This window comes from Caballeronia sp. ATUFL_M2_KS44 (genome assembly GCF_023630965.1).
In the GTDB taxonomy this organism is placed as follows: Bacteria; Pseudomonadota; Gammaproteobacteria; order Burkholderiales; family Burkholderiaceae; genus Caballeronia; species Caballeronia concitans.
On sequence record NZ_JALQEA010000051.1, the window covers coordinates 410,894 to 436,865 of the forward strand.

19 protein-coding genes are annotated in these 25,972 nt (G+C 62.2%); 13 read left to right on the top strand and 6 right to left on the bottom strand.

Annotated elements, in window-relative coordinates:
- Positions 1-19: 19 nt before the first annotated feature.
- The gene (locus NCR39_RS22610) at positions 20-1,039 is read right to left on the bottom strand and encodes an alcohol dehydrogenase (protein ID WP_250454298.1); all 1,020 of its coding nucleotides are present in this window, start codon (positions 1,037-1,039) and stop codon (positions 20-22) included.
- Positions 1,040-1,313: 274 nt separating this feature from the next.
- On the bottom strand, positions 1,314-2,441 hold the full coding sequence (locus NCR39_RS22615; RefSeq protein WP_250454299.1) for an aminotransferase class V-fold PLP-dependent enzyme: 1,128 nt from the start codon (positions 2,439-2,441) through the stop codon (positions 1,314-1,316).
- 199 nt (positions 2,442-2,640) lie between these two features.
- Between NCR39_RS22615 and NCR39_RS22620 the strand changes: the two genes are divergently transcribed.
- From NCR39_RS22620 to NCR39_RS22635, 4 genes are all read left to right on the top strand, one after another.
- Positions 2,641-3,063 (top strand): MarR family winged helix-turn-helix transcriptional regulator, encoded by a 423-nt coding sequence (locus tag NCR39_RS22620; RefSeq protein ID WP_250454300.1) that lies wholly within the window; start codon positions 2,641-2,643, stop codon positions 3,061-3,063.
- 86 nt (positions 3,064-3,149) lie between these two features.
- Positions 3,150-4,238 carry an HlyD family secretion protein gene (locus NCR39_RS22625; protein WP_250454301.1) on the top strand — a complete coding sequence of 363 codons (1,089 nt, stop codon included), beginning with the start codon at positions 3,150-3,152 and terminating at the stop codon, positions 4,236-4,238.
- Between the two features lie 21 nt (positions 4,239-4,259).
- Complete coding sequence (locus NCR39_RS22630; RefSeq protein ID WP_250454302.1) at positions 4,260-5,840, top strand: DHA2 family efflux MFS transporter permease subunit; 1,581 nt, start codon at positions 4,260-4,262, stop codon at positions 5,838-5,840.
- A gap of 34 nt (positions 5,841-5,874) precedes the next feature.
- Positions 5,875-7,326 carry an efflux transporter outer membrane subunit gene (locus tag NCR39_RS22635; protein ID WP_250454303.1) on the top strand — a complete coding sequence of 484 codons (1,452 nt, stop codon included), beginning with the start codon at positions 5,875-5,877 and terminating at the stop codon, positions 7,324-7,326.
- Here NCR39_RS22635 and NCR39_RS22640 read toward each other — a convergent pair.
- Entirely contained in the window at positions 7,292-7,741 is a 450-nt protein-coding gene (locus NCR39_RS22640) for a DUF4188 domain-containing protein (RefSeq protein WP_250454304.1), read from the bottom strand. The genes NCR39_RS22635 and NCR39_RS22640 overlap by 35 nt on opposite strands.
- Positions 7,742-7,816: 75 nt before the next feature.
- On the bottom strand, positions 7,817-8,938 hold the full coding sequence (locus NCR39_RS22645) for an extracellular catalytic domain type 2 short-chain-length polyhydroxyalkanoate depolymerase (RefSeq protein WP_250454305.1): 1,122 nt from the start codon (positions 8,936-8,938) through the stop codon (positions 7,817-7,819).
- Positions 8,939-9,514: 576 nt separating this feature from the next.
- Between NCR39_RS22645 and NCR39_RS22650 the strand changes: the two genes are divergently transcribed.
- From NCR39_RS22650 to NCR39_RS22675, 6 genes are all read left to right on the top strand, one after another.
- Positions 9,515-9,961, top strand: coding sequence for a hypothetical protein (locus tag NCR39_RS22650; protein WP_250454306.1), 447 nt, complete (start codon positions 9,515-9,517; stop codon positions 9,959-9,961).
- Positions 9,882-10,490 carry an NUDIX hydrolase gene (locus NCR39_RS22655; RefSeq protein WP_250454307.1) on the top strand — a complete coding sequence of 203 codons (609 nt, stop codon included), beginning with the start codon at positions 9,882-9,884 and terminating at the stop codon, positions 10,488-10,490. The genes NCR39_RS22650 and NCR39_RS22655 overlap by 80 nt, the downstream gene beginning before the upstream one ends.
- Before the next feature lie 698 nt (positions 10,491-11,188).
- Positions 11,189-17,218, top strand: a complete 6,030-nt coding sequence (locus NCR39_RS22660; RefSeq protein WP_250454308.1) for a HAMP domain-containing protein — start codon at positions 11,189-11,191, stop codon at positions 17,216-17,218.
- 7 nt (positions 17,219-17,225) lie between these two features.
- Positions 17,226-19,385 (top strand): response regulator, encoded by a 2,160-nt coding sequence (locus NCR39_RS22665; protein WP_250454309.1) that lies wholly within the window; start codon positions 17,226-17,228, stop codon positions 19,383-19,385.
- A 145-nt stretch (positions 19,386-19,530) separates the two neighbouring features.
- Entirely contained in the window at positions 19,531-20,226 is a 696-nt protein-coding gene (locus NCR39_RS22670) for a phosphatase PAP2 family protein (protein WP_250454310.1), read from the top strand.
- A gap of 63 nt (positions 20,227-20,289) precedes the next feature.
- Positions 20,290-20,919 (top strand): histidine phosphatase family protein, encoded by a 630-nt coding sequence (locus NCR39_RS22675; RefSeq protein ID WP_250454311.1) that lies wholly within the window; start codon positions 20,290-20,292, stop codon positions 20,917-20,919.
- A 6-nt stretch (positions 20,920-20,925) separates the two neighbouring features.
- On the opposite strand, the gene NCR39_RS22680 is transcribed toward NCR39_RS22675, so the two are convergent.
- Both NCR39_RS22680 and NCR39_RS22685 read right to left on the bottom strand, forming a co-directional pair.
- The gene (locus tag NCR39_RS22680) at positions 20,926-21,486 is read right to left on the bottom strand and encodes a DUF4337 domain-containing protein (RefSeq protein WP_250454312.1); all 561 of its coding nucleotides are present in this window, start codon (positions 21,484-21,486) and stop codon (positions 20,926-20,928) included.
- A 111-nt stretch (positions 21,487-21,597) separates the two neighbouring features.
- Positions 21,598-22,497, bottom strand: coding sequence for a choline sulfate utilization transcriptional regulator (locus tag NCR39_RS22685; RefSeq protein WP_250454313.1), 900 nt, complete (start codon positions 22,495-22,497; stop codon positions 21,598-21,600).
- Between the two features lie 129 nt (positions 22,498-22,626).
- Here NCR39_RS22685 and betC point away from each other — a divergent pair, with 129 nt between their 5' ends.
- The 3 genes from betC (at position 22,627) to NCR39_RS22700 (ending at position 25,964) form a co-directional block, all read left to right on the top strand.
- Positions 22,627-24,171 carry a choline-sulfatase gene (gene betC, locus NCR39_RS22690; protein ID WP_250454314.1) on the top strand — a complete coding sequence of 515 codons (1,545 nt, stop codon included), beginning with the start codon at positions 22,627-22,629 and terminating at the stop codon, positions 24,169-24,171.
- 32 nt (positions 24,172-24,203) lie between these two features.
- Positions 24,204-25,154, top strand: coding sequence for a choline ABC transporter substrate-binding protein (locus NCR39_RS22695; protein WP_250454315.1), 951 nt, complete (start codon positions 24,204-24,206; stop codon positions 25,152-25,154).
- Between the two features lie 105 nt (positions 25,155-25,259).
- Positions 25,260-25,964: a GntR family transcriptional regulator gene (locus NCR39_RS22700; RefSeq protein WP_250454316.1), complete on the top strand. Its 705-nt coding sequence runs from the start codon at positions 25,260-25,262 to the stop codon at positions 25,962-25,964.
- Positions 25,965-25,972 lie beyond the last annotated feature (8 nt).

The following is a 25,972-nucleotide window of genomic DNA, read 5'->3' on the forward strand; positions in this document are numbered from 1 at the left end:
TGCTCATGCTCGACGCTCATCACTTCCCTGGCGTGAGCACCACGCGAAAGCGCGCCTTGCCGCTCATCATCCGCTCGTACGCTTCCGGCGCGCGCGAGAGCGGATATTCCTCGATCATCGGCTTGACGCCCGCGAGCGCGCTGAACGCCAGCGTTTCCTGCGAATCCGCCGCCGTGCCCGACGGCCAGCCCTGAACCGAGTTGCGGCCCATGATGAATTGCGCGATCGGCACCTCGACCGGCTCCTGCGATATGCCGACCATGATGAGCTTGCCGTTCAGCCCCAGCCCGCCGATGGCCGCGCTCATCGCCTTGCCGCTCGTCGCGGTGGCGAGAATGACGCGCGCGCCGCCGAGCGCCTGCAATGCTTCGGCTACGTTTTGCGCTTCGCTGTCGATGTAGTGATGCGCGCCGAGTTGCTTCGCGAGCGGCGCCTTGTCCTGGCCGCGCGCGATGGCCGCCGTCACGAAGCCCATCTTCCGCGCGAACTGCACGCCGAGATGACCGAGCCCGCCGATGCCGAGAATCGCGACGACATCGCCCGCACGCGCGCCGCTGTTGCGCAAAGCATTGAACGTGGTGATGCCGGCGCAGAGCAGCGGCGCGGCGTCGATATCGGAGAGATCGTCGGGCATGCGCGCCAGCGCTTCCTGCGGCGCGACCATGTACTCCGCGTATCCTCCGTCATAGCTGATGCCCGGCACCTGCGCGCGCTGGCACAGCACGAAGTCGCCATGACGGCAATGATCGCAATGGCCGCAATGCCCGCCGTGCCAGCCCACGCCGATGCGCTGTCCCTTTTCCCATCCTTCGACGCCCGCGCCCAGCTTCTCGATCACGCCTGCGATCTCGTGACCCGGCACGCGTGGAAATTCAAGACCGGGCCATTGTCCTTCGACAGTGAGCGAATCGCTGTGGCAGATCCCGCACGCATGCACCTTGATCAACACGTGTCCATCGGGAGGCTCGGGCACATCGCGTTCGACGACTTCCAGCGGACCATTCGCTTTCGCAACCTGCACTGCCTGCATCGTTGCCATATCTCGCTCCTGTTCATGAGAAGTTCGTGCAGTGTGGCGTTCGCACGCTGCACACGAACGACACGGCCAGCGCGATCAAGTGCTGATCGTATCGTCGAGAGAAGTTGGAACGACGATTCTGACAGCACTTCATGAAACGCGCTGAATCGGCGCTCATCGATGCCGTGGTTTGTGAACCGCACCGAGAGCAGTAATGGTAGGTGTACGAAGTAAAACACTTCGATGAATAAGTCGAATGCGTGCGTGACCGCGCGCACTCGACTTTTTTGTTACATCAGGCGAAACTGTTCAGCGCCTTCGCCAGCCTGCTCACCGCGCCTTCCACGTCATGCAGTTTGTCGAGGCCGAAGAGTCCGATGCGGAACGTCTTGAAGTCTGCGGGTTCGTCGCATTGAAGCGGAACGCCTGCTGCCACCTGCACGCCGGCATCCGAGAACTTTTTGCCCGACCGTACGGCGTCATCGTCCGTGTAGCTGACCACGACGCCCGGCGCTTCGAATCCTAGCGCCGCCACGCTCCTGAAGCCTTTCTCGGCCAGCATCGAGCGCACGCGCTTGCCGAGTTCGAGCTGCTCCGCTTTCACTTTGTCGAAGCCGTATGCTTCCGTTTCCCTCATGACGTCGCAGAGCGTGGCGAGGCCGTCCGTCGGCATCGTCGCGTGATACGCGAAGCTGCCGTTCTCGTAGGCTTCCATGATCTGAAGCCACTTGCGAAGGTCGCACGAGAAACTGGTGCTGGTCGTTGCGTCGATCCTTTCGCGAGCCCGCGCGTTGAGCATGACGAGCGCGCAACAGGGCGACGCGCTCCAGCCCTTCTGCGGGGCGCTAATCAGCACGTCGACGCCGCTCGCTTCCATATCGACCCACACCGTTCCCGATGCGATGCAATCCAGCACGAACATGCCGCCGACGGCATGAACCGCGTCGGACACCGCGCGCAGATAACCGTCGGGCAGCATGATTCCGGCTGCGGTTTCCACATGCGGCGCGAAGACCAGATCCGGCTTGTTCTTCTCGATCGCAGCAACGACTTCTTCGATAGGCGGCGGTGCATAAGCCGCCTGCCTGCCTTGCTCGACCGGGCGCGCCTTCAGCACGATCGATTCAGACGGAATGCCGCCCATGTCGAATATCTGCGACCAGCGATAGCTGAACCAGCCGTTGCGGATGACGAGGCACTTCTTGTTCGTCGCGAACTGCCGCGCGACGGCTTCCATGCCGAAGGTCCCGCTGCCCGGCACGACCACGACCGACTGCGCGTGATAGACCTTTTTCAGTGTGCGGGATATGTCGCGCATGACGCCCTGAAAGCGCTGCGACATGTGATTGAGCGATCGGTCTGTGAAAACGACCGAGTATTCGAGGAGCCCCTCGCGGTCGACATCGGGAAGTAGTCCTGGCACGCGTGCCTCCTTACCAGAGGATGAAAGGATCGATACTGGATTCTAGCGAAAGCCGCTCAGGAGTGAGATGCGGCGTGTATTCGGTAGGCGCTGCGCGCGCAATCGATGTTCCTGCATGCCGCGATGCAACGCGTCATCGAACGATGAAACGAATACGCCGCGCTTGACACCGTGCATATGCACATATAGACTGCGCTGCATGAAGAAATCCACGTTCCGCGACGATTGCAACTGTTTCGCGCTGCGGCAGGCGGCGCGTTACGTCACGCAGATCTACGAGCGCCACCTCGGGCAGATCGGGGTGACGGCCGCGCAGTTCACCATTCTTGCGAAACTGGCGCGCAAGCCGGGCCTGCCGATGACGGAACTCGCCGATACCATGGTCATGGACCGCACGACGCTCGTGCGCGCGCTGAAGCCGTTGCAGCGCGATGGTCTCGTCGTGAGTGAATCGTCGAAGGAAAATGGTCGGACGAATGTGTTCAGCCTGTCGCCGGCAGGTCGCGATGTCTTCGCGCGCGCCGCCGACGCATGGCAATCCGCACAGGACGAATTCGAAAGCCAGTTCGGCCGCACGCGTGCGAAGGCGTTGCGCGCCGAGTTGTTCGAGCTGACATCGTAGTAAAGCGTGCGAGTCCGCGCAGCAAGATCACGACGCGCCGTTGGCGCGTTTTTTTAAACGCCACTAGTGCATATGCACATATAACCATGTCGAGTTCGCCTTCCATTGCGCCGCCGAGCAACGCTGGAATCGTCAAGCAGACGCGCCGCATTCCCTGGATGTTGCTCGCGCTGATCTCAGTGGCCATCGTGATCGCGGCGGCTGCTTCATATTGGCTTCTGGTCGGGCGCTTTGTCGAATCGACCGACGATGCCTATGTCGGCGGCGACGTGACGGTGCTCGCGCCGAAGGTGAACGGCTTCGTGACGGATGTCCGCGTGCAGGACAACCAGTTCGTCACCGCGGGACAGGTGCTGATTCGGCTCGATGCCCGCGACTACGACGCGCGGCTCGCGCAGGCCAGCGCCGAAGTGCAGAGCGCGCAGGCGGCCGTGGCCGAACTCGAAGCCAGAAAGCTGCTGCAGCTCGCGACGATCAACGCGCAATCGGCGGAAGTGCGGGCGTCCAGCGCCGAACTGACGCGCAGCGTGTCGGATTCAGCGCGCTATCGCCAACTCGTGAAGGACGACGCGGTGTCGAACCAGGTCGTCGAACGCGCGGATGCTGACCTCTTGAAAGCACGCGCGGGCGTCGATCGAAGCAGCGCCGCGCTCACGGCCGCACAGCGTCAGCTCGGCGTGCTGGATGCGCAGATCAACGATGCACGCGCGCGCATTGCAACGGCGGAAGCGGCGCGCCGCGTGGCCGCGTTGAACGTGGAGTACACGACGATCCGCTCGCCGATCGACGGCTACGTCGGCAACCGGACCGCGCGTGTCGGTCTGCTCGCGAATGTCGGCGTATCGCTGTTGACGGTGGTTCCCGCGAGCGGCCTTTGGATCGACGCCAACTTCAAGGAAGACCAGTTGAAGAAGATGAAAGCGGGCGACAGGGTGGATGTCGAACTGGATGCATCGAACCGCCGTATCGAAGGCGTGGTCGAGAGTCTTGCGCCCGCGACCGGCGCGACGTTCAGCATCCTGCCCGCCGAGAACGCGACGGGCAACTTCACGAAGATCGTGCAGCGCGTGCCGGTGCGCGTGCGGCTTGCCGTGCCGAAGGACATGCAGGGCGTGCTGCGCCCCGGACTGTCGGCGACGGTCAAGGTCCATCTTCGTCACGACAACGCTTCCTGAACGACGCCGCGCGGGATCATCATGCAAGCCACGACACACACGCCGATGAATCCGGCCGACATGCCGACGCGCCGCAAGGTCTTCGCGTTCGGGCTGCTTTGCCTCGGCTTCTTCATGGCGACGCTCGACATCCAGATCGTCGCGTCGTCGCTGAAAGATATCGGCGGCGGGTTGTCGGCGAGTCAGGACGAACTGTCGTGGGTGCAGACTTCGTATCTGATCGCGGAGATCCTCGTCATACCGATGTCGGGCTGGCTCACGCGCGTCTTTTCCACGCGCTGGGTGTTCGCGTTCTCCGCGTTCGGCTTCACGCTCACGAGCATGCTATGCGGCCTCGCGTGGGACATCGATTCGATGATCGTCTTTCGCGGGTTGCAAGGCGCGCTCGGCGCCGCGATGATCCCGACCGTCTTCACCACGGCATTCGTGCTCTTTCCCGGCAAGCAACGGCTGATCGCTTCGACGACGATCGGTGCGCTTGCGTCGCTTGCGCCGACCATCGGACCCGTGATCGGCGGATGGATCACGTCGCAATGGTCGTGGCACTGGCTGTTCTATCTGAACCTCGTGCCGGGCGCGCTGGTGACGGTGCTGGTGCCGCGCTTCGTCGATGTCGATACAGCCGATCATTCGCTCCTCAAACGCGGCGATTACGTGGGCATTGCGTTGATGTCGGGCTTTCTCGGCTGCCTCGAATACGTGCTGGAAGAAGGGCCGCGCAAGAACTGGTTCGGTGACGACGTGATCCTGTTCTGCACTTGGATCTCCGCGATCTGCGGCTTCCTGTTTCTCGTGCACGCGTTCACGGCGAGGGAACCGATCGTCGATCTGAAAGCGCTTGCTATCCGCAACTTCGGCATCGGCAGTCTCTTGTCGTTCATTACCGGCATCGGTCTCTTCTGCACGGTGTTTCTGACGCCCGTGTTCCTGTCGCGCGTGCGTGGCTTCGATTCGCTGCAGATCGGCATCGCGTTGCTGTCGGTCGGATGCTTCCAGTTGCTCGCGCTCGGCGCGTATTCGTTTCTTGCGCGCTTCGTCGATATGCGGCTTTTGATGGTGTTCGGTCTCGTGTGCTTCGGCGTCGGCTGCTATCTCTATGTGCCGCTGACGAATCAATGGGGCTGGCATGAACTCTTGATCCCGCAGGCGTTGCGCGGTATCGGGCAGCAGTTCTGCGTGCCGCCCATCGTCACGATGGCGCTCGGGTCGTTGCCGCCTTCGCGGCTCAAGTCGGCGAGCGGATTGTTCAACCTGATGCGAAATCTGGGCGGCGCGATCGGCATCGCGGTCGCGAGCACGATGCTCAACGACCGGCTGAACCTGCATTACGAGCGGCTCGACGAACACGTCACGGCAGGAAGGCCGCTCATCGAAGCGTTGTTGCACGATCAGGCCGCGCGTTTCGCGGCTGTCGGCGGCGACATGCTGAACGGCGCGGCTGCCGGCCTCGGCGCGCTGCATGCGCTCCTGATGCGCGAAGCGCTCGTGCTGACGTTCTCCGACACGTTCCTCGCGGTGTCGCTCTGTTTCGCGGTCGGCTTGCTCAGCGTGTTCTTCTCGCGGCCGTTCGGCAACACCGCGCCGCCGCCCGACGCGCATTGATTCGCGGCGCTCATCCATTGAAACGGGACACACCATGAAAGCCATGTTTGCAAACGTGCTTGCCGTCGCGGCTGCGATGACGCTCACCGCGTGCGCGGTGCAGCCCGCCACGCACGCGGGCTTGCCGGACACGGTGAGCGTCGTCGCACCGGATGCATGGAGCGTCGATGCGCCCGCCGACACGATCGATGCGAACGCGTGGTGGTCGCAGTTCGGGGATCCGGCGATGCATCGGCTCATCGCGACCGTGCTCGACGGCAATCTCGATGTGAAGGCGGCCGTGGAGCGCGTGCGGCAAGGCGAGGACATCGTGAAGCAGCAGGATGCCGCGCTCGCGCCTCAACTCGATGCGAACGCAGGCGCTGCGTATCAGCGTCAGAACACGCCGCCGCCGTTGGGCTATGTCAAGCAGGCGGGCATCGGCTTGACGGCGTCATGGCAACCGGACGTGTTCGGCGGCGAACGGCTTGCCGTGCTGGCCGCGCAGGCGCAGGCGAGCAACCGTCAGTCGGCGTTGAACGAACTGCGGCTCGCGTTGGCGGCGAACGCGGCGAGCGCCTACATCGACTTGCGCTGGGCGCAGGCGCAGCTTCAGATCATCAGCGATAACGAGCAGATTCGCACCCGCGCACTGGAACTCACTCAGCGGCGTTTGCGTTACGGGCTATCGACTCAACTCGACGTGGCGCGTGCGCAGAATCAGTTGCAGGATTTGCAGGCGCAGTTACCGAAGATTCGCGCCGCCATTCAGCACGACATGAGTCTGATCGCGGTGTATTCCGGGCGCACGCCTGAGAGCGTGGATGACCTGATGCTCGCCGACTCGCGCCCGATTCCCGTGCCCGCTCAAAGCGTGCCGAACACGCTGCCGTCGCAGGCGTTGTTGCGTCGCCCGGACGTGCGCACCGCCTACGCGACGGTCGAGCAACGCGCGGCGGAAGTGGGCGTCGCGAAAGCCGAGCGCTATCCGAAGTTCCGGTTGAGCCTGAGCGACGGCATTCTCGCATCGTCGTATCTCGGCTTGCCGACATTGACGGACAACCTCTTCAGCGCCGCATTGAACGCGACGAGTCCGATCTTCAACGCAGGGCGCATTACGGCGAACATCGACCAGAACGAAAGCCGCATGCGTGAATCGCAACTCGGCCTGCAGCAGACGATCCTTGCCGCGCTGAAGGACATCGAGGACACGCGAAGCGATCTCGTCAACGGCGATGCGCGAGTGAGCAGTCTGGGCGGCGCGCTGGCGGCGTCGGACCATGCGCTGCGCCTTTCCAACGAGCTTTATAAGGGCGGCGCGTCGAGCTTTCTCGACGTGCTCGCGGCACAGGAAGCCTATCTTCGCGACGCCGATGCATTGAACGAAGCGAAGCGCCAGCATGCGCAAGCAGCCGTGGCGCTCTATCGGTCGCTCGGTGGCGGCTGGGATGCGCTCGGGCAAGACGACGCGCCTAATCCGCCGTCATCCGTTGCCTCGCGCTCATGAAGGGACCGACCGGCTTTCGTTCGGGCGCGAATCGATCGAAGCCGACGGGTTCGGGCATGTCGATGTAGATCGCTTCCATTCCGTGCCGGCTGTAGGTTTCATGCCAGAAGCCCGCGCCGCCGCTGTCGCGCAGGAAGTCGCGCCACCATCGCGAATGCGGCTCGCTCCGAGTGAAGGCTTCGAGGCTTTCGAGGTCGCGCCAATACTGACGGATGCCGATATGGTTGAGCGCGAAAAGAAACTGTTCGCTCGACAGCAGTCCGTCGGGCGGCGTTGAATCGACTTGCCGCAAGCCTTTGCCGATGCGAAGAAGGGCGCCGATGCCCCGCAGGCGGCGCACGCGAAAGCCCAGTATGACGACCACGAGATTCGGGTAGGCGCTAAGGTCGACCGACCTTCGGGTGACGGCTTGCATGTTGGCCACTCCTCGACATACACGCTGTAAGCATAGTCGCCGATGAGCGTAGTGCAAGGAAGCAAGCCCGCAGGTCTACGGTCGGCCGGTTACGCGCTGCACCATCGCGTATAGCACCGACATCTGCGAGCCGCTCTTGATCGCGTAGTTCGGATCGTATTGATTCGAGTAGCCCCACCAGTCGAAGCACGCGTTGGGATTGGTCGGCCCCGGCGCGGACGACGCGGTCGTGTCCGGATAGACGACTACGAGTTTGTTCGTGTCCGCCCATTCGTTGATGCCGGCCTCGGTCACCCAGCGATTTCCGATAAGCGACGCCTCCTGCAAACAGCCGTGCAGAGCCAGGACCAGTCCGCACTTGTCGCCTTGCGCGCAGGATTTGGGAACGAACACACTGCCCGTCGAACTCATGGAGAGATTGGCGGACGCCCCGAACTCCGTCTGATCGAACGAAGCCAACGCACCGGACAGCTTTCCGTTGTTGCGCGGCTTCAGCGGTCCGAGGAACATCGTGAGCCACGTCTTGACCGAATCGTAGACCGCGCCGTTTGCCGAGCAGCGCACCATGTAGGGACTTCCGAGCGTGCCGCATGCAAGTTCGCCATCGGGCGATTCCCAGCCGTGTTCGGCGGGAAACGCATTGTCGAAGTGAACGCGCGCGCCGTAATGCTGATACTCCGAGTTGAGATCGGCCATTTCGAGCGGATTGACGACCTCGTCTTGCGTGCCGGACCAAAGATAGACGGGCTGTCCGCGCAGATTGGCCGCCGGGTCGATCGTGCCGAGGGACGATTGCGTATCCAGATATGCCTCGGATGCAATCAGCGTGCTGTTGTACGACGCCTGGTTCGTCGGAAGCGTCAAGCCCCCGCAGTTCACCAAAGCGCTCGCCGCACCGCCGACGCCCGCGCACCAGTACACGCCGCCGGCGTACACGGCGGCGCCTTTGAAGGTCGAGGAGTGGGCAACGTGCATTTGCACGGCCGCGAAACCGCCAGACGAAATACCCGCGACGAAGACTTTTGCCGGGTCAATCTGGTAGCGCTGAAGTTTTCCGACTTTCGAGGGAGTGGATGCTGCGCTCGCGGTGGAGGCTGCCGTCACATCTTGTTTGGATGCGACTGCGCCGGCATTGGGCGACTCGCCACCGCCGCCGCAGCCCGTAAGGCCGATCGCTAACATCATCGCCGCCGCCAAGCGCAGGCCCGATGGCTTCGTCGTCATTGTCGTCCCCTTGTCGAATCGAAACGAGTTTCAATCGCTCAAAGTCGAGCCGCGCGCTGTTTTGCTCTTGCAAGCGTGTGCGTTTTTATTTTCAGCGTCGGCGGTATCCAGTCGATACCGCCGCTTCGCAAGAATCGCGCCTGATGCGAGGCGTGTCTGAGGGCTTCGACGTCGGACACACGAGGCGGTTGCACTTCGATGCTTCTGATCGTTGGCGTTGTAGGATCGGATGCGCGCTTTCTGACTAGCCTGCCGTCGGCACGAAACCGTTGCGCTTCTCAAGCTTGCAGCGTCAAGCCACAGCGTGTTAACGTTGTTACCGGTAACAAATACGGGGACTTGTGCGCTCGGAGCCTGTTTGCTCGTAAGTTGCGTTCTCATCCTCGCGATTCTCGTGATTTCGAGTGACTTGCCCTGAAGCATGAACCGGAAGTTTGGCGCTCGCCCATCAAGCAGGAATAGAATCAAAACCAATCCAGGAGCCAGGCAAAACTCACCACATCATTCCGCTTGCGTACCCATGTGACGACCCTGTAAAGGAGTGACACCGTGAACAAAGTCGGCATGTTCTATAACTACTGGTCGACTGAATGGATGGTCGACTTTCCGGCGACGGCGAAGCGCATTTCGGGGCTCGGCTTTGACATCATGGAGATTTCGCTGAGTGAGTTTCACAATCTTCCGGACGCAAAGAAGCGTGAGTTGAAAGCGGTCGCCGACGATCTGGAACTCACGGTGATGTGCTGTATCGGACTGAAGTATGGCGGGATATGTCGAACGGTGCGACAGACGAAGAAATGGACGAGCGCGCTCGTCGCTCGCTGCAGTTCGTTCGTGAGAAACTGGCCTGACGATGGAGCCCGGAATGGCGTGCGAGCAATGAGCTTCCGGTCTCCTTACTCACAGGGATATCACCATGGAATCTCTCCGGCGCGCGAAGCGCCTTCTCGCCCTCGCGCAGACAGGACTTCACTACGCGACGAGTCCGTTCGATAAAGAGCGTTACGAAGAGATCGAAGTCATTGCACATGCGCAACTCGCGGAACTGGCTTCGATGGACATTGGCCGGGTCACGGAGCTTTTCGCGCAGGAGTCCGGATACGCGAATCCCAAACTGGACGTCCGATGTGCTGTATTCAATGACGCCGGCGGCATCCTGCTTGTGAAGGAGACGGCGGACGGCCGTTGGTCGCTGCCTGGAGGTTGGGCCGATGTTGGCCTTTCGCCCGCCGAAAACGCAGCGAAAGAGGTCCGGGAAGAGAGCGGCTACTGCGTGGACATCGTGCGTTTATTGGCGGTCTGGGACATGGCGAAGCACGCTCATCCGCCCTCGATGTTTCATATCTGGAAGCTCGTCTTTCTCGGTCAAGTCACCGGAAAAGAAAGCGTGCTGGGTCAAGAGACGAGCGCGGCAGAGTTCTTCGACGTCGATCATCTACCGGCGCTCTCGTTGGGACGAGTCTTGCCTCAGCAACTCGCGCGGCTGCGCCACCTCAGAGAGCACCGGCAAGCGGATTTCGACTGACTGCTTACTGTTGTCCACATACGCAGACTTACTCCATTCGTTCGATGACGTCACTCCCACTATTACGTCCGGGAATGGCGGTGACGCTAAAGAATTTCCACCTCTGGCGATTTATTCCAAGTAATTGCTACCGTTTAAAGTCGGCCATTGCTGTAAGCGGCGCGACTGATTGCCATCGGTCCAGCGCTTTCCATCACGGCTCGGCCACGGTTGAAGCATAAGTACAACGCGTGTAAGGTAGGCTTCGCGCGGGCGCCTGCGCGTTTTTGGACCCGTCCTCAGTATTCGCCCTGAAAGCATCTTTCGTTTTCGATGTCGCGTGCGCAATCACCGTCCTCTCAGTAGGCGCTCGCGGTGGTCGGCCACCGGTGCCTGACGCTTCTTCGTGTCAGCGTGGCTTTCGTCGATCACGGTCCTGCGCATTGCTTTTGATCAGTGGCGAAGCCTACGGCAAGAAGCCTGTCACGCCGCCACAAAACAATAGAAAGACCGCATTGCAACGACAAAGAAACGGCGTAAGCGATCCGGCGGAACCGCGTACCTAAGCATGGCGTAAGGTTCGGCAGTCTAGAATCGCGCGCGATCCGGCGGCGACAGAAAAAAAGCGCAGGCGCGCGAGCACTGCCGGACATGACCCGATCGAGTCAAAATCCGCTTATTGCGGCTCAAAACCGACCAACGCCTTCGAGGGACTTTCAATGGACGCCGTGGTAACTGGCAAAGACGCGCTGAACGAGAGCGAGCTGCGCTTACTGATCGGAGCGGTGGCCGCCGTGCGCCGGGGCGAGCCCATCGGCGAACTTCCATCCGAGTGGGACGGCATGAAGGGCAGGCTCGCCGCCGAACTGACCGCGTTGGCGGAGCAATGCGAGCGTCAAAGCCGGTCCTACGAAGAAATCGGGGCCGCATACGGCGAACGCCCGGGCAGCGAAAAGCGTCTCAGCGAGGCGGGGCTAAGCGGCTTCTGGCTGCGTCAGGTCCGCGAGTCGAATGCGCTTCTGGAGGCGATCGACCATAGTCACGATCGCAATAGAGCGGTCCACGCAGCCCTGACCGCCGTTCTGAAGGGACAAGGCGCCTGCCTTCCGTCCGACTGGACCGGTCTCGCGGGAAAGATCGCTGACGCGTTCAACGCGGTCGTCGACCAGAACCTTCGCATGTCGGATGAACTCGCACGGTTGAGTCAGGCCGTCGGCAAGGAAGGCCGAATCAACGAGCGAGCGGCGATTCCCGATGCGCGCGGCTTCTGGCGCAGTTCCATGGACTCCGTGAACTCCTTGATCGCCGATCTCGTGCATCCGACGAGCGAAGTCGCGCGGGTGATCGGCGCAGTGGCGCAGGGCGATCTGAGCAAGAGCATGGCGCTCGAAGCCGACGGACGCGCGTTGCAAGGCGAATTCTTGCGCACCGCGAAAATCATCAACAGGATGGTGGAGCAGTTGGGCACGTTCTCGGCCGAAGTCACTCGCGTGGCGCGGGAGGTCGGCACGGAAGGCAAGTTGGGCGGTCAGGCGGATGTGCAAGGTGTGGCGGGCACCTGGAAGGACTTGACCGATTCCGTGAACTTCATGGCCGGCAATCTGACGAGCCAGGTGCGCAATATCGCGGAAGTGACGAAGGCCGTCGCGGCCGGTGATCTCTCTAAGAAGATCACCGTCGACGTGAAGGGCGAGATTCTGGAGTTGAAGAACACGATCAACACCATGGTCGACCAGTTGCGTTCATTCGCGGCGGAGGTCACGCGCGTGGCGCGCGAGGTCGGCACCGAGGGCAAGCTGGGCGGGCAGGCGGAGGTCAAGGGCGTGGCCGGCACCTGGAAGGACTTGACCGACAACGTGAACTTCATGGCGGGCAACCTGACCAGCCAGGTGCGTAACATCGCGGAGGTCACGACCGCGGTCGCCGCGGGCGATCTGTCCAAGAAGATCACGGTGGACGTGAAGGGCGAGATTCTGGAGCTGAAGAATACGATCAACACCATGGTCGATCAGTTGCGTTCGTTCGCATCCGAGGTGACCCGCGTCGCGCGGGAAGTGGGCACGGAAGGGAAGCTCGGCGGCCAGGCGGACGTGAAAGGCGTCGCGGGAACATGGAAGGATCTGACCGATTCGGTGAATTCCATGGGGAGCAACCTGACGGCGCAGGTTCGCAACATCGCGGACGTGACCACTGCAGTGGCTGCGGGCGATCTGTCCAAGAAGATCACGGTGGACGTGAAGGGCGAAATTCTTGAACTGAAGAACACCATCAACACGATGGTCGATCAGCTCAGTTCATTCGCATCCGAGGTCACGCGCGTGGCGCGCGAGGTCGGGACCGAAGGCAAGCTCGGCGGACAGGCGGACGTTCAGGGCGTGGCGGGCACGTGGAAAGATCTGACCGACTCCGTCAATTCCATGGGCAGCAACCTGACGGCGCAGGTTCGCAACATCGCCGATGTGACGACCGCCGTCGCCGCGGGCGATCTGTCGAAGAAGATCACGGTGGACGTGAAGGGCGAGATCCTCGAACTCAAGAACACGATCAACACGATGGTCGATCAGTTGCGGTCGTTCGCATCGGAAGTCACGCGTGTGGCGCGTGAGGTCGGCACGGAAGGCAAGCTCGGCGGTCAGGCCGATGTGCAGGGCGTCGCCGGCACGTGGAAGGACTTGACCGACTCGGTGAACTCGATGGGCAGCAACCTGACGGCGCAGGTGCGTAACATCGCCGAAGTGACGACGGCGGTGGCCGCGGGCGACCTGTCCAAGAAGATCACGGTGGACGTGAAGGGCGAAATCCTCGAGTTGAAGAACACGATCAACACGATGGTCGATCAGTTGCGCTCGTTCGCATCGGAAGTCACGCGCGTGGCACGGGAAGTCGGCACCGAAGGCAAGCTCGGCGGTCAGGCGGACGTGCAGGGTGTTGCGGGAACGTGGAAGGATCTCACCGACAACGTCAACTTCATGGCCGGCAACCTGACCAGCCAGGTGCGCAACATCGCGGACGTGACCAAGGCAGTCGCGGCCGGCGATCTTTCGAAGAAGATCACCGTGGACGTGAAAGGAGAGATTCTCGAACTCAAGAACACGATCAACACGATGGTCGATCAGTTAAGCTCGTTCGCGTCCGAAGTCACTCGGGTAGCACGCGAAGTCGGCACGCTCGGCAAGCTCGGCGGACAGGCGGATGTGCAGGGCGTGGCGGGCACATGGAAGGACCTGACGGATTCCGTGAACTTCATGGCGGGCAATCTGACGAGCCAGGTGCGCAACATCGCGGACGTGACGAAAGCGGTGGCGGCGGGTGATCTCTCGAAGAAAATCACCGTCGACGTGAAGGGCGAGATTCTCGAGTTGAAGAACACGATCAACACGATGGTCGATCAACTGCGCTCGTTCGCATCGGAAGTCACGCGCGTCGCACGGGAAGTAGGCACCGAAGGCAAGCTGGGCGGTCAGGCCGACGTGCAGGGCGTGGCGGGAACGTGGAAGGACCTGACCGACAACGTCAACTTCATGGCGGGGAATCTGACGAGCCAGGTTCGCGGTATCGCGCGCGTGGTGACGGCGGTGGCGAACGGCGACCTGGCGCGCAAGCTGACGGTGGAAGCGAAGGGCGAAATCGCCGCCCTCGCCGATACCATCAACAGCATGACGGACACGCTCGCCACGTTCGCGGATCAGGTCACCACCGTTGCGCGGGAAGTCGGTGTCGAGGGCAAGCTCGGCGGGCAGGCCAAGGTGCCGGGCGCGGCGGGCACCTGGAAGGGTCTCACCGAGAACGTCAATCAATTGGCGGCCAACTTGACGACGCAGGTGCGGGCGATTGCCGAGGTGGCGACTGCCGTGACGCAGGGCGACCTGACGCGTTCGATCACGGTGGAGGCGCTGGGCGAGGTCGCGGCGTTGAAGGACACCATCAACGAGATGATCCGTAACCTGAAGGACACCACGGCCCTCAACACGGAGCAGGACTGGCTCAAGACGAACCTGGCGAAGTTCAGCCGCATGCTGCAGGGGCAGAAGGATCTCGTGGCTGTCGGCCATCTCATTCTTTCTGAATTGGCGCCGGTCGTCGGTGTGCAACAAGCCGAGTTCTTCGTGCTCGATGCAAGTCCGCAGGGCACCTCGCTCAAGCTCGTCGGCAGCTACGCATCGGACGGCTATCGCTCGCACGGAAAACGTGTGGCGCTGGGTGAGGGCCTCGTCGGGCAATGTGCTGTCGAGAAGCGCAAGATTCTGCTTGCACCGTCGTCGTCGAGCGACTACCGCATCGTCTCGGGGCTGCTCACCGTGCTGCCGCAGAATGTCCTCGTGCTGCCGGTCATCTTCGAGGGCCACGTCAAGGGCGTGATCGAACTGGCGTCGGTCGAGCGCTTCAACCCGACTCATCAGGCGTTCCTCGATCAACTGACCGAAAGTATCGGCATCGTGATCAACACGATCGAAGCGAACATGCGAACGGAGGATCTTCTCAAGCAATCGCAATCGCTTGCTCACGAACTGCAGAGCCGGCAAGAAGAGTTGCAGCAGACCAATGAGGAATTGCAGGAGAAGGCCCGTCTGCTCGCTCACCAGAATCAGGAAGTCGAGCGAAAGAGTTCCGAAGTCGAGCAGGCTCGACAGGCACTCGAAGACAAGGCGAAGCAACTGGCGCTGACGTCCAAGTACAAGTCGGAGTTTCTGGCGAACATGTCGCACGAACTGCGCACGCCGCTCAACAGTTTGTTGATTCTTTCGGATCAGCTATGCAAGAACCCGGAAGGCAACCTTTCGCCAAGGCAAGTCGAGTTCTCGAAGACCATTCACTCTTCCGGCAACGATCTGCTCATGCTGATCAACGACATTCTCGATCTCGCGAAGATCGAGTCCGGAACAGTGGTCGTGGACCTGGCGGAGCATCGTCTCGCCGACCTGACGCTCTATGTCGAGCGCACCTTCCGTCACGTCGCTGAGGCGCGTAGCGTCGACTTCTTCATCCAGCTCGGCGCGGACGTGCCGTCGTCGATCGTCACTGATTTGAAGCGCCTCCAGCAGATTCTCAAGAACCTGCTGTCCAATGCCTTCAAATTCACGCACAGGGGCCATGTGACGCTGACCATCGATCAAGCGTTCGCCGGATGGGGCGATGACAGCGAGACGCTCGGTCACGGCGGCCCGGTGCTTGCGTTTTCCGTGCAGGACACCGGCATCGGCATCTCGCCCGACAAGCAGCAGATCGTGTTCGAAGCGTTCCAGCAGGCGGACGGCAGCACGAGCCGCAAATACGGCGGCACTGGGCTCGGACTTGCGATCAGCCGCGAACTGTCCAAGCTGCTCGGCGGTGAAATTCGTCTGACGAGCACGCCCAATAAAGGAAGCACGTTCACGCTGTATCTGCCGGGCAAGAACGACAACGCCCGTTCGGGGCGCAGGTCACTCCCGTTCTTCGACGGCGCGTCGTCCGCAGCCGCGAACGCTGCGGCGCGCGTCGCCGAGGCGCAAGAATCCCGGGCGCGGCCGTATCGGCGGGACGAGATCACGGATGCGACGCTTGTCGCGCCGGTCCCCGATGATCGCGACGATATTGCGCAAGGCGACCGGGTCGTGCTCATCGTCGAGAACGATGCCGCGTTCGCGCGCGTGGTGGCAGATGCCGCGCGAGAAGGCGGGATGAAGGTCATTGTCACGGGTTACGGGGCCGACGCGTTGACGCTCGCTGCCCGATACAAACCCGATTTCATGACGCTCGACGTGTTCCTGGCCGACATGGAGGGATGGCGAATCCTGAGCCGGCTCAAGCAAGACATGGCGACGCGGCACATTCCCGTGTGCGTCGTTTCCTCGGACGAGTTTCGCGAGCGCGCGCTGCGAACGGGCGCCTTCGCGTTCATGCCCAAGCCGGTCGAATCGAAGGAGACGCTCGATCTCGCGCTTTCGGCGCTCGCGCAATATGTCGGTCCGAGGCAGCGCACGGTGCTTGCGGCTTTGCCGGAAGGGGCGGAGCGTGACTTGCTCGTGCATGGCCTCGACGGATCGCAGGCAACGTTTACGATCGCCGATTCGCGCGAGACGCTGCTCCGGCATTTATCGTCGAGTTGTTTCGACGTCCTGGTGCTGGCCGATGACACCGTCGCAGTCGCGCCGGAAGACGTCGAGCAGGCGTTGTCGGGATCGCGTGTCCTCGCGCCGTTACCGGTCATTCTTCGCGCGGACGACATCGCCGAAACCCCGCGATGGCAGCAGCAATGCGAAACGTTCGTCGCGCATCCCGCAGCAAGCCCTGAAATGCTGTTCGACCTTTGCATCGCGGCGCTTCACGTCGACGCGAACGCGCTTCCTGCGGAAGCCAATGCCGTCGTGAGCGCACTGCGGATTCCGCAAGGCAAGCTCCACGGCAAGAAGGCACTGATCGTCGACGACGACATGCGCAACATATTCGCCCTCGCCACGGTGATGGAAGACTTGGGCATGCGCCATTCCTGGGCCGATAACGGACGCGACGCCGTCAACCAGGTGGAGGCGGATCCGGAAATCGACATCGTTCTGATGGACGTGATGATGCCCGAGATGGACGGCCTCACCACCATCCGCGAGATTCGCAAGCGGCCGGTGGGCCGAGCGCTGCCCATCATCGCCGTGACAGCCAAGGCAATGAAGGGCGATCGCGAAAAGTGCATCGAGGCGGGCGCCTGGGATTACCTGTCCAAACCCGTGAACCTCGACGACTTGCTCGCCGTGTTGCACGCCTGGCTGCATCGATAGGATAGCCATGCTAGATGCGGACGTTGCCGCGCACCCGAGTGTGCGCATTCTCGTCGTGGACGATCTGGTCAGCCAGCACGTCGTTCTGCGCACGGTGCTGGAGGAGCCGGGGCAGGACGTCGTCTGCGTGTCGTCCGGGCGCGAAGCATTGAAGGAAGTGCTGGCGCAGGACTTCGCCGTCATTTTGCTGGACGTCAATATGCCGGACATGGACGGCTTCGAAACGGCCAGCCTGCTGCGGTCTTATCGACGAACCGCGACGACGCCCATCATCTTCGTGACGGCTCATGTCGACGATGCGGAAATGGCGCGCGGTTACGCTCTCGGCGCTGTCGACTACATATCGTCGCCGGTTGTCCCGGAGATACTTCGCGCGAAGGTACGCGTGTTCGTCCAGCTTTACAGGATGAACCTCGAAATGATCTCGCGCGCCGCGGAGCGCGAGGAGCTTGCGCGTGCCGAGGCCTTGCGTGCATCGGCAGATCAGGCTCGGCAGCGTGCGGACTTTCTCTCTCAGGTCAGCCATCTGCTGACCCGTTCGCTGGATGTCGACACGACCTCGGCGCGTATCGTCGACAGCGCCGTTCCGACACTCGCGGACGTGGCGTGTGTCCTGCTCATGCTCGAGAACGAGTCGGTGCCGCGCACGTTGTTTTCCACGCGCCCTGGTGCCTGGCACAGAGTGGATGCAGGGCGCGAGCCTCCGCATGCGCCGCCGGTGCCGGTCAAGGAGTTTTTCGGTTATGCGCAGCAGTCGCTCGACCGGGGCGAGGCCATCGCGGTTGTCGGCAGCACGGCAGAAATGTTCGGCCGTGCATCGGCTGAGCCGCAGCGCACGGCCTCGGTTAGCCGTGAAGGGAGCGTGGCCTTCTATCCGTTGCTCAACACCGTGCAGCACAAGGCGGTGCTGGCGCTCGGGTACGAGGGCGAGGAGAGCCGCAGTGAGTTGACTGCGGTGACGACCGAATTCGTGAGCCGGGCATCGATCGGGCTGGAGAATGCATTGCTGTTCTCCGCGCTGCGCGAGGAAGACCGGCGCAAGGACGAATTCCTGGCCATGCTCGCGCATGAACTGCGCAATCCGCTTGCGCCGATCTCCAACGCGGTCAGCGTCATGAAGGCCGCCGATCCGGGCGACGGTCAGCTCCTGAAGTGGTCCTACGATGTCATCGGCACGCAGATCGACCACATGGTGCATATCGTCGACGACTTGTTGGACGTGTCGCGCATCGCGCGGGGCACGGTGTCCCTGCGGCGTGAACCCGTGCCGTTGAGCCTCGTCGTCGAGCGCGCGATAGAGACCAGCCTGCCGCATTTCGGACGGCGTACGCAAGCGTTCGTGTTGAACGCACATGCGGATCACGTGATCGTCGACGGCGATGTCGTCCGGCTGACGCAAGTCGTATCCAACCTGCTGAACAACGCGTCGAAGTTCACGCCGGTGGGCGGCAACATCGCGCTGTCCACGGACTTCTGCGATGACCACGCGGTGATCACCATCACCGATGACGGCGAGGGCATCGACCCGAAGTGGCTGGGCCGCGTATTCGAGCTGTTCGCGCAAGGCGATAGCTCGCTGGATCGCGCTCAGGGCGGACTCGGCATCGGATTGACGCTCGCCCGCCACCTCGTCGAATCGCATGGCGGTTCCATCACTTGCAGCAGCGAAGGGCGAGGCAAGGGCGCAGAATTCACCGTGCGACTTCCCGCCAAGACCGAGCCCAAACCGTTCCCGCGCGCACAGGACGTTGCTGCTCTTGGCGGCGTGCGCGGACTGCGCGTGCTCGTCGTCGACGATTCGACGGCCTCCGCCGAAAGCGTGGCCTTGTTCCTCGAAATACAGGGGTGCGAAGTATCCTGCGCGAACGACGGACCGACCGCCCTGACCTTGGCGCGCAGCTTCAGGCCGCACGTCGCCATTCTGGACATCGGCTTGCCCGGAATGACGGGGTACGAAGTCGCGAAGAGAATGCGCGAGGAAGCGGACATGCGAAGCTGCCTGCTCATCGCGTTGAGCGGCTACGGACAGGATGTGGACCGGCAGAATTCGAAGGCTGCCGGCATGGACCATCACTTGATCAAGCCGGCAGACCTCGATGCCTTGACGGAACTCATCGCGAAGAACGCAACGGAGCGGGGGCTCGACAGGGTGAGTGCGCGCGATTGACCGCTTCGGCCGCAAAGCGTTGCTCTGCGCCGAGATCGGTCGATGCTTCAATCCGGGCCATCTTAAGCATTCAATAAGCTCGGCCGCCGGAGTATGAGTGGCCGGCCCCCAGAGGCATCGACATCAAAAAAAGGACAATCGCCGCGTGAACGCATTCGATACAACCATTCAAACCTTTCTAATTCATATCGCTCCGTCCTCGGGGTTCTTTGCTCAAGTGGTTAGCGTCCTCGCTGACTTCTATCTGTTCAAAGGGGTGCTTCCGCTCGCGATTCTGTGTGCGATGTGGTTCAAGCCGGGCAGTTCGCTCGAATATCGCCGGGAAATGGTCGTCGCGATCTTGTTTTCCGCGCTGGTCGCTTTCGTGGTCGGGCGGCTTCTCGCGCTCTTCCTGCCGTTTCGTCTAAGGCCCATTTACGACACGAGCCTCGGCTTGCACTTTCCCGGCGCAAGCCACGCCAGCGACCACCTCCGTTTATGGAGTTCGTTGCCGAGCGACCATGCCGCACTGTGGATGGCGGTGGCGGTGGGAATCTTCCTCGTGTGGCGGTGGATCGGCGTGCTGGCGGTCTTACAGTGCCTGCTGCTCATTTGCTTGCCCCGCGTGTACCTCGGGCTGCATTATCCGACGGACGTTCTTGCGGGCGCGTCGATCGGCGCCACGGTCGTTGCGATCCTGACGCGAGCTCGTCTGAGAGCGCCGTTCGCGCCGTACATCGTACGGTTCATCGAACGTAGCCCGGCCGTGGGCTACATGATGGCGTTCTTGCTTCTCTTCGAATTCGCCACGATGTTCGACGAGCCTCGACTACTCGCCTTGTCGCTGTTCAAAATGTTGTAGCCTCTTCCGGGGGCTTGAGCAGGGCTTGTTAGAATCGGCCAGCTCCCTTTATCGGCTCTCCAAATGAACGCTCGACACGTTGCATCCGCACTTGCGCGAATGGGCCTCGTCGGTGCGGCGTGCGCTCCGTTGTGCGCATTCGCCGACGGCGATACCGCGCAGACCATCGTCATGGTCCGGCATGGCGAAAAGCCCGACCAGGGGCTCGGACAGCTCTCGTGCCAGGGATTGAACCGGGCGCTGGCCTTGCCGCGAGTCATCGAAACGAAATTCGGCCGCCCGGACGCCATCTTCGCTCCCGATCCCGCGAAGCAAAAAAATGACCGCGGAACGAAGTACGACTACGTGCGTCCCCTCGCGACCATCGAGCCGACGGCGATCTACTTCGGTCTGCCGGTCAACGCATCCCTCGGCTTCAAGGATATCGACAAGCTCGCGGATTCCTTGCTCTCGCCGAACTACCGCAGCAGTGTGGTGGTCGTTGCATGGGAACATGCGCTCGTCGAGGAGACGGCGCGGCGCATCGTCAAACGTTTGGGCGGAGACGCTTCGAGCGTGCCGAAGTGGAAAAGCGCGGACTTCGACAGCATCTATGTCGTGCGCGTCACTCATCGCGCGGGAACGTCCGTCGCGTCATTCGCCGTCGAACGGGAAGGGTTGAATGGTCAATCCACCGCCTGTCCCGTGCGGTGATCCAACTCAAAGCTGCAGGAAGGCGAAGACCGAAACACCGAGTCCTGCCGCGCCCATGAGTCCCGCAAGCCAGAATAGCTTGCGGCTTCCCGTAAGCGACGTGATAGCCGCCAGCGAGATCGCGACGCTCAGCCAGGCCAGCGCCTGACCGAACAAATGCTGCGGATGCTCTTTCGCCTCGGAGCGTCGGTTGGCTTCTTCCACGTCTTTTTCCAGCTCCCGCGCCTTGGCCGAGATTTCCTTCTTCCGGTCCTCGTATTTCGCGATCTGATCCCGATAGAACGGTTGCCGCTGCACAGGCGCAAGCTCGGCGGCCAGCTCCATCAAGTGACCTTTGCTCGATTGCGCCTGATAGTAGCCCCACTGGTCGCTCGCCTTGCTCTGCGAGAGCACGGCATCGTTCTTGAAGATCAGCGCCTGCGTCTGCAACACGCCTTCCTCATAGTGAAGCAGCCCCGATAACGCAGCGAGAATCGCCGTGAAGACCGCGACCCAGCGCGACAGCGGATCGCCGGCATGAGCGGCATGTTCGACGAGATGGTCGTGCGGTGCGTGTTCGTGGGACATGGATGATTTTCGACGTAGCGGCGAACAGCGACGCCCTTGATGGAAGTGTTTGCGATCTTATCGCAATGGGTCGCGCGACGCGTTCCCACCAAGTCGACGCGAAGCCACCCGTCAGACGATTGCATCACACTCGTCGAGCAACCAATCCTGGAACGCGCGCACGGCAGCCGATTGCTCGCGGCGCGTGAGCAACACGTATCCGCGATCGGTGACGAGCGGCGTATCGCAGAGCGCGACGAGTTGGCCGGTCGCAACGAGTTCGTCGATGAGCGGCGACCAGCCGAGCGCGACGCCCTGACCCATCACGGCGGCATGCGCGACGAGCGCGTAGCTGTTGAACGTGAATGCGCCGTGCGTGGGCGGGGCGACCTGTCCGTGCGCATCGAACCAGGCGTTCCATGACAGCCATCGCTCGGGCTGCGTGCGCTCGACATGCAGGAGCGGCAGCTTCGAGAGATCCGACGTGTCGTGCGTGGCCGCGAAGCCAGGGCTGCACACGGGCGTGACACGCTCGGGAAACAGCTTCACGGCGCGGCGCGATCCCCAGTCGCCGTCCATGTCGCCGAACACGACGACGACATCCGCAAGCTCGCCCGATGCGCTCGGCATCTGCTGCGACGTGACGATCCGAACATCGACATCCGGCATCAACGCCTTGAATTGCGGCAGGCGCGGCATGAGCCAGTAGGTGGCGAAGCCGAAGTCCGTCGACAACGTGAGCGTGCGTTGCGTATGGCGCGAGCGGATATCGCTCGTGGCCTGACGGACCAGATCGAGGCTTTGGCGCACCGCATCGAAAAGAAGCGCGCCGTCTTCCGTCAACGATACCCCGCGATGCCCGCGTTTGAAGAGCGCCGTCCCGAGCGATTCCTCCAGTTGCACGACGCGCTGACTGACCGCGGGCTGCGTCGAGCCGAGTTCGCGCGCGGCCGCCGTGAAGCTCGCGAGCCGCGCGGCGGATTCGAACATCAGCAGCGCCTGCATGGGCGGCAGGCGGTCTTGTCGCGGCATAACGGCTCCTTATGGGCGCATAACGAAATGCCGTCTTCCCAGGCGATATTGGAACGGCAATAGTGGCGTTGAACCGACCTTCACGGCGCGCGCGGTGCGCCGCTTTCGATTCTATTCGAGGCTTGCTCAATGCCTGACATGAAACAAAATATCCTTGTTTTGATGGCCGATCAATTGACGCCGTTCGCGCTCGCCGCATACGGCAATCGCGTAACGAAGACGCCGCACATCGATGCGCTCGCGCGTGAGGGCGTGGTCTTCGAATCGGCTTATTGCGCGAGTCCGCTGTGCGCGCCGTCGCGTTTTTCCCTTCTCGCGGGCAAGCTGCCGTCGAACATCGGCGCGTATGACAACGCCGCCGAGTTTCCATCCGAGACGCTGACCTTCGCGCATTATTTGCGCGCGGAGGGTTATCGCACCATCTTGTCAGGAAAGATGCATTTCTGCGGCGCGGATCAGTTGCACGGCTTCGAGGAACGTCTCACCACGGACATCTATCCGGCGGATTTCGGCTGGACTCCGGACTGGCGGAACTTCGAAGCGCGCCCGTCGTGGTATCACAACATGAGTTCCGTCATCGACGCAGGTCCGTGCGTGCGCACCAATCAACTCGATTTCGACGACGAAGTGACGTTCACCGTCCGCCAGAAGCTCTTCGACATTGCGCGCGAGCGTCAGGCGGGCAAGGATGCGCGGCCTTTCATGATGGTCGCGTCGCTGACGCATCCGCACGACCCTTACGCGATACCACGAAAATACTGGGACATGTATCGCGACGAAGACGTGGACATGCCTGCTCATCGCGACTCGTTCGAAGCCAGCGATCCGCATTCGAAGCGTCTGCGCCACGTGTACGAAGCCGATCGCACGCCGCCCACGGACCAGCAGGTTCGCAACGCACGCCGGGCGTACTACGGCGCGGTGTCCTATGTGGACGACCAGTTCGGCATGATGCTCGAAGCGCTGGAACAGGCCGGGCTTGCAGACGATACGACGATCATCGTCACGTCCGATCACGGCGAGATGCTCGGCGAGCGCAACCTCTGGTACAAGATGACGTTCTTCGAAGGCGGCTGCCGCGTGCCGCTGATCGTGCATCGGCCGGGGCGGTTCGCGGCGCATCGCGTGAAAGAGTCGGTCTCTCATCTCGATGTCTTGCCGACGCTCGTCGAGATCGCGCGCGGAAACTTGCCGCAGGATTGGCCCGATGCCATCGACGGGCAAAGTCTCATGCCGCACCTCGCGGAAACGGGCGGCCATGACGAAGCCATCGGCGAGTATCTCGCGGAGGGCGCGATTGCGCCCATCGTCATGATCCGGCGCGGCGCCTACAAGTTCATTCACACGAAGGTCGATCCCGACCAGCTCTACGACCTCGACGCCGATCCGTTCGAGCGCAAAAATCTCGCGGACGATGATCGGCATCGCGCGCTGGTCGCGCAGTTTCGCGAGGACGTCGCGCGCCGCTGGGATCTGGACGCGCTGCATCGCGATGTGTTGAAAAGCCAGCGCCGCCGCCATTTCCACTTCGCTTCGACCACGCTCGGCACCATCCAGTCATGGGACTGGCAGCCTCACGTCGATGCGAGCCAGCGTTACATGCGCAATCACATCGATCTCGACGATCTCGAAGCGATGGCCCGCTTTCCCGCCATCGCGCAAGGAAGCCGCTGAACATGAACCCGCACACATCGAGAGGAAACCACATGAAAAAAGCCCTATTGCGTGCGCTTTTCCGCGTTGCGCTTGCTTGCACGGCATCGCACGCGCTCGCCGCCGCCGATCCGCAGTCGTGTACTCAAGTCCACATGGCCGGTCCGGGGTGGACCGACATCGACGCGACGAATGCGATGAGCGGCGTCGTGCTGAAGGCGCTCGGCTACAGGCAGGAGGTCGCCAACCTCTCGGTGCCGATCACGTATCAGGGTTTGAAGAAAGGGCAGATCGACGTCTTTCTCGGCAACTGGATGCCCGCGCAGGCGCCGCTCGTGAAACCGTTCGTCGAAGAGAAATCGATCGACGTGGTGCGGCCGAACCTCTCTCAGGCGAAGTTCACGCTCGCCGTGCCGGACTATGTGGCCGCAGCGGGCGTGCATTCGTTCGCCGATCTGCAGAAGAACGCCGGCAAGTTCGACAACCGCATCTACGGCATCGAACCCGGCGCGCCCGCCAATCAGAACATCAAGAAGATGGTGGAGGACAAGGCGTTCGGTCTCGGCGACTGGAAGCTCGTCGAATCGAGCGAAACGGCGATGTTGACGCAAGTCGAACGCGCGATACGCGACAAGAAGTTCATCGTGTTTCTCGCGTGGGAGCCGCATTTGATGAACACGAAATTCAAGCTCGTCTACCTCGACGGCGGTGACAAATACTTCGGTCCCGACTATGGCGGCGCGACGGTCAACACCGTGTCGCGCAGCGGCTACGAACAGCAATGTCCGAACGTCGGGCGACTCTTCAAGCAGATGGCCTTCAACGTCGATCTGGAAAACGGCGTCATTTCCGACGTGCTCGACAAGAAGCAGAAGATCGACACGGCCGCCACCGATGCGCTCAAGCGTCACCCCGAGCTATTGAAGACATGGCTCGACGGCGTGACCACCGCGAGCGGCGGCAACGGACTCGAAGCCGTCGAAAGCGCGCTCGGCGCGAAGTAGAAAGGGGACGGGCGCGAAAGTAAGCGCTCACTGGGGAAATCCCCACGTTTCTTCGCTCGCGCTTTGCATACAATGTTCCCGTCAGTCGTCACAAATGGGGCCGCAATGGCGCGATCGCAACCAGCTTTGCATACAATCCCCGCCGAATCCGCGCGTTCGGCCGACGACGTCTATCTCTCCATCAAGGACGCGCTCGCGAGCGGCCAGTACGGTGCGGGTCAATATCTCCGCGAGGAACAGCTTGCGAAGAGTCTCGGCGTAAGCCGCACGCCCGTGCGCGAAGCGCTGCGGCGGCTCGACGCCGAAGGCTGGGTCGAAACGCGCCCGAACTACGGCGTGCGCGTGAAGGCGTGGACCTTGCAGGACGCGCGCGAGATCTTCGAAGCGCGGCTGCTCGTCGAGCCGTATCTCGCGGGGCGCGCGGCGCTGTCCATCGGCGCCGAGGATATCGCGCGCCTGAAAGCGCTTGCCGATGCGATGCTCGCGATCACCCGCCATCCATCGACGCCCGAAGCCTGCGAAGCGTGGTTTGCCGCGAACGGTGAATTCCACGCGATCATCACCGCCGCCGCGAACAATGCGCGCCTCGACCGCTCGCTTCGGTCGATGAAGGAAACGCCGCTCATCAAGTGGACCTTCGACACGTACAGCGACGAAGATCGCGAACGCAGCGCGCGCCAGCATTTCGAAATGGTGCTCGCGCTCGAACAGCGCAACGCCGCGTGGGCGGAAGCCGTCACGCGCTGCCATATTCTCGCCGCCGAAAAGGCGGTGCTCGACCGCTACGACAGAGAGCATTGCGCGTCGTAGGCAGTCCG